Source organism: Scytonema millei VB511283 (assembly GCF_000817735.3).
GTDB lineage: Bacteria > Cyanobacteriota > Cyanobacteriia > Cyanobacteriales > Chroococcidiopsidaceae > Chroococcidiopsis > Chroococcidiopsis millei_B.
The window spans coordinates 1,237,940-1,250,530 of record NZ_JTJC03000001.1; the positions used below are offsets into that span (position 1 = coordinate 1,237,940).

12 protein-coding genes are annotated in these 12,591 nt (G+C 42.8%); 4 read left to right on the forward strand and 8 right to left on the reverse strand.

Annotated elements, in window-relative coordinates; translation table 11 throughout:
• Positions 1 to 80: 80 nt before the first annotated feature.
• The 3 genes from QH73_RS05595 to QH73_RS05605 form a co-directional block, all read right to left on the reverse strand.
• On the reverse strand, positions 81 to 539 hold the full coding sequence (locus QH73_RS05595; protein ID WP_039715548.1) for a hypothetical protein: 459 nt from the start codon (positions 537 to 539) through the stop codon (positions 81 to 83).
• A gap of 51 nt (positions 540 to 590) precedes the next feature.
• A complete protein-coding gene (locus QH73_RS05600; protein WP_039715549.1) occupies positions 591 to 1,550 on the reverse strand; it encodes a diguanylate cyclase domain-containing protein in 960 nt (319 codons plus the stop codon).
• A gap of 280 nt (positions 1,551 to 1,830) precedes the next feature.
• The gene (locus QH73_RS05605) at positions 1,831 to 4,569 is read right to left on the reverse strand and encodes a hybrid sensor histidine kinase/response regulator (RefSeq protein ID WP_309476454.1); all 2,739 of its coding nucleotides are present in this window, start codon (positions 4,567 to 4,569) and stop codon (positions 1,831 to 1,833) included.
• Positions 4,570 to 5,050: 481 nt separating this feature from the next.
• Between QH73_RS05605 and QH73_RS05610 the strand changes: the two genes are divergently transcribed.
• Positions 5,051 to 5,377 carry a hypothetical protein gene (locus tag QH73_RS05610; RefSeq protein ID WP_052290039.1) on the forward strand — a complete coding sequence of 109 codons (327 nt, stop codon included), beginning with the start codon at positions 5,051 to 5,053 and terminating at the stop codon, positions 5,375 to 5,377.
• Positions 5,378 to 5,465: 88 nt separating this feature from the next.
• On the opposite strand, the gene QH73_RS05615 is transcribed toward QH73_RS05610, so the two are convergent.
• Together QH73_RS05615 and QH73_RS05620 are read right to left on the reverse strand one after the other, a co-directional pair.
• The gene (locus QH73_RS05615; protein ID WP_039715551.1) at positions 5,466 to 6,353 is read right to left on the reverse strand and encodes a metal ABC transporter permease; all 888 of its coding nucleotides are present in this window, start codon (positions 6,351 to 6,353) and stop codon (positions 5,466 to 5,468) included.
• A gap of 47 nt (positions 6,354 to 6,400) precedes the next feature.
• A complete protein-coding gene (locus tag QH73_RS05620) occupies positions 6,401 to 7,120 on the reverse strand; it encodes a metal ABC transporter ATP-binding protein (RefSeq protein WP_039715552.1) in 720 nt (239 codons plus the stop codon).
• A gap of 52 nt (positions 7,121 to 7,172) precedes the next feature.
• On the opposite strand from QH73_RS05620, the gene QH73_RS05625 reads away from it, so the two are divergent.
• Both QH73_RS05625 and QH73_RS05630 read left to right on the forward strand, forming a co-directional pair.
• Entirely contained in the window at positions 7,173 to 8,135 is a 963-nt protein-coding gene (locus tag QH73_RS05625) for a metal ABC transporter solute-binding protein, Zn/Mn family (protein ID WP_039715553.1), read from the forward strand.
• 249 nt (positions 8,136 to 8,384) lie between these two features.
• Positions 8,385 to 8,984, forward strand: coding sequence for a hypothetical protein (locus tag QH73_RS05630; RefSeq protein WP_132866675.1), 600 nt, complete (start codon positions 8,385 to 8,387; stop codon positions 8,982 to 8,984).
• A 28-nt stretch (positions 8,985 to 9,012) separates the two neighbouring features.
• Here the strand turns inward: QH73_RS05630 and QH73_RS05635 are convergent, their stop codons facing one another.
• The 3 genes from QH73_RS05635 to QH73_RS05645 all read right to left on the reverse strand — a co-directional run bounded on the left by QH73_RS05635 (position 9,013) and on the right by QH73_RS05645 (position 11,901).
• Positions 9,013 to 9,612, reverse strand: coding sequence for an MBL fold metallo-hydrolase (locus tag QH73_RS05635; RefSeq protein ID WP_039715554.1), 600 nt, complete (start codon positions 9,610 to 9,612; stop codon positions 9,013 to 9,015).
• A gap of 55 nt (positions 9,613 to 9,667) precedes the next feature.
• Positions 9,668 to 11,185 carry an alpha/beta fold hydrolase gene (locus QH73_RS05640; RefSeq protein ID WP_039715555.1) on the reverse strand — a complete coding sequence of 506 codons (1,518 nt, stop codon included), beginning with the start codon at positions 11,183 to 11,185 and terminating at the stop codon, positions 9,668 to 9,670.
• A 122-nt stretch (positions 11,186 to 11,307) separates the two neighbouring features.
• The gene (locus QH73_RS05645) at positions 11,308 to 11,901 is read right to left on the reverse strand and encodes a Uma2 family endonuclease (RefSeq protein WP_039715556.1); all 594 of its coding nucleotides are present in this window, start codon (positions 11,899 to 11,901) and stop codon (positions 11,308 to 11,310) included.
• A 200-nt stretch (positions 11,902 to 12,101) separates the two neighbouring features.
• On the opposite strand from QH73_RS05645, the gene petJ reads away from it, so the two are divergent.
• Complete coding sequence (petJ, locus tag QH73_RS05650) at positions 12,102 to 12,467, forward strand: cytochrome c6 PetJ (protein ID WP_039717446.1); 366 nt, start codon at positions 12,102 to 12,104, stop codon at positions 12,465 to 12,467.
• The last annotated feature ends 124 nt before the right edge of the window (positions 12,468 to 12,591 follow it).

Consider the following 12,591-nt stretch of genomic DNA (forward strand, 5'->3'; position numbering starts at 1 on the left):
AGTTAACCGTTAGCCGTTAACCGTCAACCGTCAACCGTCAAAACGAGTTTGTTCATAACTCACATCAACTCGCTATGTATCTAAACCACGCGATTCACAATCGTCCACACGTCTCCATCAGAACGGACATGAGGGACTGAAATCGTTTGAAAGCCAGTGATGAACGGTTTGTAGTAGACTTGCCAATAACTCGGACTAATTCGATCTGCGATCGCTTTGAGCGCGCGGATTTCTTCGGCTAACTCTCCTGCAAGTTCGTTGATTCGATCGGCGTGAACTTTAGCTTGCGTTCTCCCTTCCTCAACGTGTTGCTCGATCGATTGATATTGCGATCGCACTTGCAAGGCGGTGAATTCGGCGCGTTTTTGTCGCAGTTGTGCTGTCAAAGCTGCAAGGCTTTCTAGTAGCTGTGCTAAGTCGTCATTTGTTTTCTGCGGGGGAGTACTTTCTGGTGACTCAGCGCTGAGGGAGGCGCATTCTTGCTGTAGAGCTGCAATTTGAGCGCGAATTGCCTCAATCTCTGCTTGGTTTGGTTGCATTGTATTGGTATACCAAATTCTTTGGATCTCTTTATCTAGCTTGCCAGTCTTCTAGAGGCGATCGCAAATACAATAAGTATTACGTCCTTGCTGTTTGGCACAATAGAGAGCGCGATCGGCAGCAGCGATCGATTTTTCAGTAGATATTTCCCGATGCGGAATTTGACTGCTAATTCCTAAAGACACAGTGACGTATGCACTCACCTCAGACTGAGAATGAAGAATCTGAAGCTGTTGTATCTCTGCTTGAATGCGTTCGGCGACTCGAATTGCACCTTCAGTATTGGTATTTGGCAAAATAATTCCGAATTCTTCACCACCATATCTTGCGACTAAATCTGCCGGACGTGACACAGCACGCATCAACGCCTTGGCAATGTTTTGTAAACAAATATCTCCAGCGATATGACCGTAGCAATCGTTGTATTTTTTAAAGTAATCAACATCACACAAAATTAAAGCTAGCGGTGCTTGCTCCCGTGCTAGCCGTCGCCACTCTCTCTCGATACAAGTATCAAATTGGCGACGATTAGCAATTTGGGTCAAACTATCTATATGGATGAGGTTTTGTAATTCCTGATTTGCTTTTTGCAGCGCGATCGCTTGTTCCGTTACCTGGCGTGTCAAAAAGCTCAATTGTAAATGTACTGACGCTCTAGCGATAACTTCTGCTGCGTAAAATGGTTTTGTAATATAGTCTACTGCTCCGATAGCAAAGCCTTTAATTTTAGCCTGCGGATCGGCTAAGGCAGTGATAAAAATAATGGGGATTTTTTGCGTGTCTGGATTTGCTTTGAGTCTACTACAGGTTTCAAATCCATCCAGTGCTTCCATCTGAACATCTAATAATATGAGATCGGGTGGTTCGCACTTTACTAGCTCGATCGCGCTTTCGCCATCCATCGCAACTCTAATGTTAAATCCAGCGCTTTTTAGCGTATGCGATAGAACTGACAAGTTTGTGGGGTTGTCATCCACAATTAATATCAGTCCAGTAGTTAGAGCTTTCATCACAGTACTATAAGATTAAATTTAACAATAGAACTACTGTTGAAAAAATAAACTTAAACGCAGATTTAAGCCGGGGTGATGCAAATGAACATTGATTGTTTATTTGTGGTTTATTCATTAAACGCTCGTATTAATATTTAATATAGCAGTCATAAATATTTTACGAACAATAATTATCTATTGTTCGTATCTATCATTTCTAGGATAAAATAGAAGCCTATTATACGTTCATAAATCAAACAAGAGTGCTATAATAGAAAGCCCAATACTCGTCATGGCTTCAATTTTCTATATATTTTTGCAGTATTTGTCGTAGTTTCTTAACTTGAAAGCTTTCGGTTAGCTGAATGATTTCTTGAGCAAAATATAGATATTTACCATTTAACCTTTCTAATTGATAGGCTACAGTTAAAATTTTATCGAGATCGCCTTTCTTAACGAGTTCGTATAGTTGAGTCAAAATTTCTTCTGGAGGCAGCCCGATTTGATGATGTTGGATAGCATAGTTTTGAATTGATGAGACTATTTGATTTTCTTGTTGTTCGTAAATCCAGGTTAAATTTAAATGCGAGCGTAACATTTCTAATAAAATTTCTGCTTGTACTGGTTTGGGTAAAAATTCATCAGCTCCAGCAGTTAAACTACGATATTGATTGGTTTCAAATACACTAGCAGAAGAGGCGATCGCGATAATTCCAGAAAGTTGCTCTGAGGCGCGAATTCTCTGTAACATTTCAAAGCCATTCATCAATGGCATTAGTAAGTCAGTAATAATGAGATCGGGATAAAATTTGTCCGCTTTCTCTAAACCTTCTCGACCGTTTTCAGCTTCTACTATTTCAAATCCAAGTGGCTCTAAAAGACTAACTATAACAGAACGATTTTCCCAGCGATCGTCAACTACCAAAATTCTCTGTTTGTTACCATGAAAACCAACAATCTTACCTTGAGACCTCAGCCTAGCTATGTCCAACCATCTTGTAGTTTCAGTCAATTCTAGATCGAACCAAAAAATACTACCTTTTCCTATTTGACTAGATACCTGAATATTACTCTTCATTAACGAAACAATTTTCTGAGTAATTGCCAGTCCTAAACCACTTCCCTGCGCTTGATATTTATTATCTCCCACTTGCTCGAAGGGTAAAAAAATCTTGGTTAATTGTTCGGTTGTCATGCCTACACCAGTATCCTCGATTTGAAACCTTACCTGATAATTTATATTTTCGAGTTTTCGGCTTTTAACGATAAATTTAACCTCACCGTACTCTGTAAATTTAATTGCATTACCGAGCAAGTTAATTAATACCTGTCGCAAACGCTTCTCATCAGCACAAATTCCAGTAGGTATTTCCCCTTCCAAACTATAAATAAAAGCAATTTTCTTTTGCTCAGCACGAACGCTAAAAATTTCGACTACTCCTTGCAGAAAAGCAGGAAAATGAAATTCTATAGGATAAAGTTCCATTTTCCGCGCTTCAATTTTTGAAAGATCGAGAATATCATTAATCAGGGTGAGGAGATGATTGCCACACTGAGCAATAATGTTAAGTCCTTTATGTTCTTGCTCTGCCATTCTTGAAGAACGTTGGAGAATTTGAGCGTAACCCAAAATACCATTTAACGGAGTCCGCAGTTCATGGCTCATATTAGCGAGAAATTCGCTTTTAGCTTGATTCGCAGTATCAGCAGCTTCTTTTGCTAATTGCAGTTGTAGAGTACGTTCGCTCACGCGCTGTTCTAATGCTTGATTTGTCTTTTCTAAAGCTGCAAAAGATTCTCGCAATTGTCCTGCCATTTGGTGGAAGGACTTAGTTAAAATATCGAGTTCTTGAATACCTTTAACTGTGACTGTTTGCTCTAAATTTCCAGCAGCAATTTCCTGACTGGCTCGACTCAATTTTAAAATTGGTTGAGTAATCCAACGAGAAGTATAAATACCAATTGCTGTAGCGATCGCTAATGCTCCTAAACAGAGCAATATTGTAGTACGAGTATTGGCGTTAATTTGTGCCATGAAATCAGCTTCAGGCACAACGACAACCACTAACCAATCCAAACCATATCTATCTCGCCACGGTGTTACTTGGACGAACTGGCGATTTCCTCCTAGCGTATACTCTAGCTGTTGGCTGTGTTGAATCTGTTTTAGGCTGTCAAACTTAGTTTGTAAATATCGTGCTGTAGATTGAATTAAGCGATCGCGACTGTTGAGAAAATTTAGCCGCTGCGCTTTGCCATGCATAATTTTATATGGCGGTTCAGAACTCGAACTTCCTACGACTAATCCATTCCGTTCGACAATCAAAATTTTTCCCGACTGGCTCACATGTATGCGGCGCAAGAAATCACCAATCTGTGTCAGTCGCAGATCGACGCTAATAACTCCCAGCAGTGCTTTATTCTTGTTATAAATTGGATAGCCAGCTGCAACTGATAAAATGTCTGGATCTTCATCCCAAGCGTAAACCTGGCTCCAAGTCGGTTTACCTGTTCGCGCTGTATCTTGAAAAACAGACTCCGATCGCGGATCGTAACCTGGCAAGATCTTAATTAACTTAGTACGATTGCCACGACTATCTGTAGCGTATATATAATCTTTTCCTTTGGTAGCTGAAGAGACTTCATCAATTACAGCCTCTTTGGGATTTTTGTAATAGCCAGCTGCGGCAAATTCACCTTTTACTGTTGCGTAAGAAATATAGCCAACATTAAATACCTGCAACTGCTTCCAGAAGTAATGTCCTAGTTTAGGATAGTTTTGCAAGTTCAAATGTCCTAATTCCACCGCATCGGCATTGATTTGATTAATTTGATGTGGAGTAGCTAGATAAGTATCGAGGTGTCGATTGACTAAATGACTCGCTTTAGTCATTAATTGGTAAGCTAGGTCATTTATCGCCTGCTGACTATTTCGGAAGGAAAAATACCCTACTAGTCCCACTGCGGCGAAGATTTGTAGCACGAACGGCACGACTAGAATCAGGCGCAGTGGTAGCTTTTTAGAATTGGTAGTCACGGAAGTTCGCATACTCTACAACTTTTACAGATGGAAGAATGGAAGATTCTTCTAGTAACAGTAAAACTTTTCTACAAAAACAATTAAATCGATCTCAGAGAGCGATCTATATAAAGTCTTATTCATAAACCTATTTGGCTACATTACTAAGCAATTTTCATTTGCTCTTAATGTTTGCAGCTAGAAGTTGCAGTTATTTAGCGATTTAGTTATGGTTTTCTCAAATGCAAATGTTAAATATTTAACAATAAAAAATGTAAATTATGCAACACTGAGAAAAAGTAGATATTTCACGCTCAAATAGCACTCGTCGATCGCATCTTTAAATCTTGACAAGAGGTATTGCGATCGCTATTTCAATCTTTATTTTTTTAACACCAGAAAAATTAATACACCTAGATTAAACAAAAATTATTATACAAAATACCTTACTGTAGTTATAATGTGCGCCAACCACGTAACTTAATTTACGGTGTGAGTTATGAAGTTATCTAAATTAGCCTTGCTTGCCTATCCTGCGATCGTGGCATTAATACTTATAGCACCCGATCCAGCTCAGGCTAGAGAAATTGTGACTCAAGCTAACGATACCTCAAAATCGGTATCTCCTCCTCCCTTAGTAGACATTGTATTCGATCGCCCAACTCCTAAACCTTCGACCAATATCACAGAAACTCCCTCCAAAGATGAAGTTCCGACTTTAGATTTCACTGATGAAGAGTCGCAGACTGCAATTCAAAGATATGGTTGTGACTGTTCTAGTTGTATCGTTGCAGTTCAGCAATTACAGGGTAAGCTACCGCTTTGACAGTTATCAGTGACTAGTGGCTAGCGGCTAGTGGCTAAGTAGGATCAGTTGTTAGTGTAGAGATGTTACATGTAACGTCTCTATATTTTTAAATTCGTTTTTTCGATTGTTTGAATTGACGTAAGATTGAAAGAGAACGATTTGCTACTGCTGGCTGGGTTAAAATACCTTGGGATGGGCTGAATAATAGCGCTAATACAAATAATCCTGAAACTACTAAGACAATCGCCGCACCAGAAGGAATATTGAAATAGTAGCTAAAATACATTCCAGTGACGCTACTAAAAATCCCAATAATTGCTCCAAAAATCATCATTTGATACAATTCTTTTACGAGTAAGTAAGCTGTAGCTCCAGGTCCAATTAAGAGCGAAACAACTAACACTATACCTACTGCTTGCATACTTACAATAATTGTCAAGGTAATAGCAGCCGTTAAGCCTAAGTGAATTAAAGTGACTGGTAGACCGACAGCTTGAGCGCCCAAAGGATCGAAAGTATAAAATAATAGTTCCTTGTAAAATAGCTTCACTAACAGTAATATAATAACGGCGATCGCTAAGGTTCTCCAGACATCAGTTGTTGTGACTCCTAAAATATCGCCAAAAAGAAACTGATGTAGGTCTAGTTTACTTTTGAGTACGGTAATTAGGGTAATTCCTAATGCTAAAAAGCCCGAAAAAACTAACGCCATTGCTACATCAACTTTGATTCGAGACTGAGACTGAATCCAAGAGATGACAAACGTACTGAGCGTACCGGAAATAAATGCACCGACAAATATATCAATTCCTAGAAAAAAGGCGATCGCTAGTCCTGGTAAGACTGCATGGGCGATAACATCTCCTAATAACCCCATGCGTTGCACGATTAAATAAGTACCGACAATCGAGCAAAGCACGCCTAGTAAAATTGCTGTTACTAGCGCTAAACGCATAAATTCAAAACTTAGTGGTTCGATTAATAAATTGGACATTAGTAGTTGGTAATTAGTAATTAGTAGGGGCGCACAGCTGTGCGCCCCTAATGACGTAACAATAATACGCTATCTCCGTAGGCGCGTTGAATGTTGGCTGTTGTCGCGACTTCTTTGAGTGAACCGTTGGCGATTAACTGACGATTTAATAATAAGAGTCGATCGCATTTGATTAATGTTGTGGCGAGATCGTGAGTAATGACTAATAGCGTTTTACCTTGCGATTTTAATTCGGAAAATACATCAAACATAATTGTTTCGGTTTTCTTGTCGATGCCAACAAATGGCTCGTCAAAAAAGAATAATTCTGCTTCCTGTGCTAGCGATCGCGCTAAGAATACTCGCTGCTGTTGTCCGCCGGATAACTCGCCAATTTGTCTGTGACGCAGTTCCCACATCCCAACTCGATCTATAGCGGTGGCGACAATTTGTTTGGATTGACGATTGGGTTCGCGCCACCATCCCGTCTGTCTCGTCCGCGCCATCATGACAACGTTCCATACGGTCACGGGATAATCCCAGTCAATTTGCGTGCGTTGGGGAACATATGCTACTGCATCTAATTGCTGTTTCAAAGCGCGATCGCAATACTTTACCACTCCACTTGCAGCTGGTACTAAACCCAACATTGCCTTAACCATCGTGCTTTTCCCCGCACCATTAGGACCGATCGCGCCAACGAGTTGTCCTGGTTGCAGCCGAAAACTGACATCTTCAACAGCAGATACACCTCGATAGCTGACGGTTAAATGTTGGACTTCTAACATATGCCCTCTTATAGCACAATGATAATCATTATCACTCAAGCTCGAAAAGAAAATGTTAAAGTTGTCTGTCAAATCCATAACTACCGTTGCGATGGCACTTGGTATAGCTGGATTGAATTTCAAAGGGGATGAGGCGATCGCGCAGAAAAATAACTTACCACTTGTCGTTGCAACTAACAGCGTTACCTGCGGATTAACTCAAGAAATCGCGGCAAACACCATAGACTTAAAATGTTTAATCGAGCCTGGTGCTGACCCTCACTTATATCAACCAAAACCAGAAGATAGCAAAGCGATCGAGCAAGCGCAATTAATTTTGTATGGTGGTTACAACTTTGAGTCTGGTTTAATTAAACTGATCGAAGCCACCTCTAACCTCGCGCCTAAAGTAGCAGTGCATGAGATTGGCGTTCCCAAACCCCAACAACTTGAGGAAGACGGACAAACCGTTACCGATCCGCACGTCTGGCATAATGCCCAAAACGGTATTCGCATCGCTAATGCGATCGCTGACTCCTTGTCAAAAGCATTTCCGAATCACGCCGCAAAGTATACCAGCAATACCAAACAACTGACGGGCGAACTCAAACAGATCGATACTTGGATTAAATCTCAGATTCAGACAATTCCACCTGGACAGCGTAAATTAGTCACCACCCACGATGCAATGGGTTACTATGCAAATGCTTATAAAATTCCAATTGAAGGAGCCTTACAAGGAATTAGCACGGAAGAAAGACCTACAGCCGCTAGGGTAGCAGAACTCGTCAAAGATATTAGAAAGTCTGGCGTTCCGACAATATTTGCTGAAAAGACAGTCAACCCGCAACTGATTGAAGCTGTAGCAAGGGAAGCAAACGTCAAAGTTGCAGACAGAGAACTCTATGCTGATAGTTTAGGAGAACCAGGCACAGACGGCGATACTTACCCAAAAATGCTAGTAGCCAATACCCGCACAATTGTCGAGGGGTTGGGAGGGAATTATGCTGCATTTGAGTCTAAGTCTATGCCGTAAAGGAGGCGGGAGTCGGAAAGAAAGTGGTTAGTGGCTAGTGTGACCAGTTATCAGTGACCAGTTACCAGTGACCAGTTACCAGTAACTTTTCTCCCTCAGCTCCCTCAGCTTCCTCCGCTTCCTCAGCTCTCTTCTTCCCCTCGCTCCTCACTCCTCGCTCCTTATCAAATAAACTTTCTTGACATTTCCCAAAAAATATGATTATCTCTAGTAGACTTTTGGCGAAAAAGCTCAGAAGGAGGTTGGGGCGTGTTTTATCGTTGTGCTGTGTTGGGAATTTTAGGGTTATTGGCTAGTGGTGTACCCGCTTACGGTCAAAGCTGTCAGTCATTAAATGCGATCGGGGGTGATGGGACGCAGGTGAGGAAAATTGTTTCCGCACCAGGAATGTTGATCTCTCGGAATAACTACAATACCGATTTTGGCGTACCAGGCGGTGCTATGTTCGATCGCTTTGTCGTCGATCTAATGCCAGAGCAAACTGCTAAGTACAATATCTCGGTGTACCTGAAATATAGCGATGGCACGAAAGACCAGTTCTATCGCAATTCTTCTGTGAGGCTGTTAGAAGGTCAACCGCTAAAAATTGCGGCTATTCCCCGTCGCGACAATCAACCCTATCAGGTCAATGTGAGAGTTGGAGATATTAGCTCTACAGGTCATCAATACTCGGTTTCTGTAGCTGGTTGTTTAGCAGAAGAGGAATTTGGGGATGCAGGCACTTCCGAAAGGGTAAATGACCTCAACACAGCGGAAAATGCCGAACTTCCCCCAACTTTGGAAGATCCTAACCGAATCGAGAATACCGAACTGCCAGTAACTCTAGAAGATCCCAACCAACTGCATTAGGGTGTAGTATCCTACACCCCACACCCTCTCATAGCGTTGCTGCTAGTTCCTTGAGGCGATCGCTACCATTGCGGAAGATAGACCAACCATCACCGACAAGTACGGTTTCAATACTATCGATCGCGGCAATGCGGCGGACTGAAGCTACAGCATCCGCTTTGTGACTGAGCTTGTCGTCTGGCAAAATTGTCAGGCTACCAGCTTTGGGGGCGCGGATTAAGTCGCCTGTAATTAAAGTCTTACCTTCAATTAAGAGTGTCAATTCCCCAAGAGTTTTGGAACCAGATAAAGCAAAAACTTGCAACCCTGGGACTAACTCATCCCCATCCATCAGCCAGCGATCGCACGCAATGGGAAAGGTTTCTTTCTCACCTAATGGGGCAGCAATTTTCGCTCCGGTGACATGAGCGATACCTTTAGCTGCCCTGATATGGTCTGAATTCGTGATAATAATCCAAGCTGCACCACCAAACGAATTAAGGCGATCGAAATCGTAGTGTGATAATGCCAAAGGATCGATGAGGATGTTACCTTCAGGGCAAATCCAAACATAGCTATTGAAATCCATGTTTCGATCGCGGTCGAAAATCGACCATGTATACATATCTGGGCGATGCAACGATTTCATAAGCCATTCTCGATTGCTAACACTGATATTATTGGCAACTGAATTTAAGCTTAGGTTATCCTACCAGGGGAAAAGCAGCCGCGATCGCCCAACTAAAAAATAGAGAACATCCAATTGCATAAGCCCAAATATCTTTAACCGAGGCAGAGGCGATCGCGAACATTGCTAAAAATAAGGGAAATAGAGGCAATAAGAGGAAGATAAAACTAATCTGCGGCAAAATTTGGATTGTTGCTAACAGTCCCATAACTAACACTAAACTTTGTCCCAACCACCAAATCAAGCGCGATTTAATGCTACTTTGTCTTTGAGCGATACCGGAAGCAAGCAGCCAGGGAAAACACAACAGCGATAACCACAGCCACAGTTGCAAGCGAACGGGAACCAACCACCACTGCAACCAGACTACCTGCGCCATCGCCCCAAAAGCAACCCAAAGCAGAAGAAACAGCCCCAAACCCAAACTCAATCCTGCTAGAGTTAGGCGTGGTAAACGCAAGTTAGCCAACAACCAGACGATACCAGCCGCATAAAACCAAATTCCCAACGCACCACCTACCAACACGCCACCTAAACTGGAAATGTCCGTGCTGCGGTTGAGTAAGGCGAGTGCGCCAATTGCTCCTGAAGGACTCAAGATGAGACCGAGCCAACTTTTGAGGCGATCGCTTTTACTCACTATGTCACAATTGCGAGTTTGAATGGCTGCTTGAAACAGCAGATCTGACGCTCCTCTTGCAGGAAAGCGCTGCCAGATTCTCGGTGGCTGAAGTAATATCTCGTCTGAGATCGTAGGAGCAACAGCACCTAGTATTAAAAGCCATGCAAATAGATGTACGCCATACCAAGTCATGCGATTATCTACATAAGTACTGGAGTTTTGGATGCCAAAACTGCGATCGAGCCAGGTTTTAGCAGCTTGGTGGCTAACTTGGCGAAAGAGAATAGTAATATGTTCGGCATTGGGGATGATAACGAGCGATCGCCCTTGACTTTCTCCCCCTGCTTGCTGTAGTAACTGCTGGGCATTGACAATAAAACGCGGCTCCCAACTTCCTGCTTGAAGTTGTAAATTTACTGGAAATTGCGGCGTGACTGCGGCTTTAGTAGGAGAGATCGCCACAGTTGCAGTAAAGCGATCGCTTTGTTGAATTGCTGCTGTCATCGCTGCACCGCTACCCATTGAATGTCCCAACACGGCTAGCCGTTGCGGATCGACTCCCGGTTGAGTGAGTAAGTATTTATATGCAGTATCGAGATCGGTTTGGAGCGATCGTGTCAAAGGCTTGTTATTAGCTCCATGTCCGCTAAAGTCCCACAACATCACCGCATAGCCAGCATGAGCCAGCGTATAGGCATAACCTAACATTAACTGCTTAGAGCCTGCAAAACCATGAGCTATCAGCACTCCTGGCATTGGCTGCGATCGGGCTGGTGCGACATAAAGCATCGGGATGCCATTTCTAGAAAGGGACTGTACGATTAGTCCAGTTCTTGCAGCGGCGATCTGCCACCAAGAAAGCACGATGAGGAGTAGTGCAATAACAAATAGAAATATGCGTTGGCGAGTCACGATGAGCGGGAGTCAGGAGTCGGGAGTTGTAGGGGCGGGTTTAGTGAAAGATCCGCAGATGAGGCAATAAATCTTGGCTTCATACCCGCCCTACGGGAGTAGGGATACGATCTTTGCCCCAACTAGGTTTGAGCAAATGCGAAAATCCGTTCTGCTGTTAGCTCAAACGTTGGAATCACAGTCGATTCAATTCGATTTTCACCTGCAAATACTTTGTCCTCGTACTGCCCGTCTACCCACTGACATACCGTAATCCGCCGTTCTTGGGGATCGATAATCCAATACTCGGCAACACCCCGCGCTGCATACTCCGTGCGCTTATATCGATAATCGCGGCTACGATTGATGGAGCCAGGAGAAACAATTTCGACAATCAAAGCAGGTGGTGGCATATCTCGCGTTAACGTTGCACGAGTTGCGCCTGCCAAAGCTGCTTTCGATTCTTCCGTGTGAACCAGTAAGTCGGGTAGCCGACATCTTGCCCCGCGTCCCATCACTTCAATTTCAGTGTCCTTATGGGCAATCAGAGTAAACGGAACGTATTTAGCTAACTCAAAAAATAATCCTGCGGCAATATCAGTGTTTATCTGACTCTCTGGGGGCATCTCTACTAATTCTCCATCCACCAATTCATAGCGCGTATCCGTACCATCGTCGTAGGCAAGAAATTCCTCAAACGTCAACCGTTTTGAAGTCGTAGAAATGCTCTGACTCATGGCTGCAACCCAAACTTGCTTTTCTCCATCATGCTCTCAAATTAGCGGTTTTGCCCATAAAGTCTGGCTGGGATGATGTCATTTCACTCGAAGGAAAGGCAAAGTGTCTGAGATGGTATTACCTTCACCGACTTTACCTTTCACACTTTAATATTGGCTTATAGCAATGTTGCTACCGACAATTTCTTTACCATATGAAAATGTTATTAAAGCAGATACTTAGTTTAGTGTTAGTGATACCAATCGCAGTCGCGATCGCCTCCTCTGTCCCAGCCTTAGCCGCAGATACACTAGACGGAGCCAAAATCTTTGAAACTCAATGTGCTGGATGTCACATTAACGGTGGCAACATTGTCAGACGCGGTAAGAATTTGAAGCAAAAAGCCTTGAAAAAATATGGTATGGATTCAATAGAGGCGATCGCCAACATTGTCACCAACGGTCAAGGAAATATGTCAGCTTATAAAGATCGCTTGACATCTGAGGAAATTCAAGCAGTATCCGCATATGTCTTAAACCAAGCAGAAACAGGCTGGCGTAAACAGCGAACAGTTATCAGTGACTAGTGGCTGGTGGCTAGTAGCTATACGCTTGCGAATGCGCGAATGCGCGACTTATCTCCTGACTTACAACTTATGAGTTGTGAGTGGAGACTATGGACTAGGAAAAGAATGCAGCATGTAGCTTGGA

Excerpts from the sequence above, each read along its gene's own strand:
- QH73_RS05610 (WP_052290039.1), top strand. The coding sequence starts at position 5,051 with ATGAAGTTATCTAAATTAGCCTTGCTTGCCTATCCTGCGATCGTGGCA.
- QH73_RS05635 (WP_039715554.1), bottom strand. The coding sequence starts at position 9,612 with ATGAAATCGTTGCATCGCCCAGATATGTATACATGGTCGATTTTCGAC.
- QH73_RS05615 (WP_039715551.1), bottom strand. The coding sequence starts at position 6,353 with ATGTCCAATTTATTAATCGAACCACTAAGTTTTGAATTTATGCGTTTA.
- QH73_RS05600 (WP_039715549.1), bottom strand. The coding sequence starts at position 1,550 with ATGAAAGCTCTAACTACTGGACTGATATTAATTGTGGATGACAACCCC.
- QH73_RS05620 (WP_039715552.1), bottom strand. The coding sequence starts at position 7,120 with ATGTTAGAAGTCCAACATTTAACCGTCAGCTATCGAGGTGTATCTGCT.
- QH73_RS05595 (WP_039715548.1), bottom strand. The coding sequence starts at position 539 with ATGCAACCAAACCAAGCAGAGATTGAGGCAATTCGCGCTCAAATTGCA.
- QH73_RS05645 (WP_039715556.1), bottom strand. The coding sequence starts at position 11,901 with ATGAGTCAGAGCATTTCTACGACTTCAAAACGGTTGACGTTTGAGGAA.
- QH73_RS05625 (WP_039715553.1), top strand. The coding sequence starts at position 7,173 with ATGTTAAAGTTGTCTGTCAAATCCATAACTACCGTTGCGATGGCACTT.
- petJ (WP_039717446.1), top strand. The coding sequence starts at position 12,102 with ATGTTATTAAAGCAGATACTTAGTTTAGTGTTAGTGATACCAATCGCA.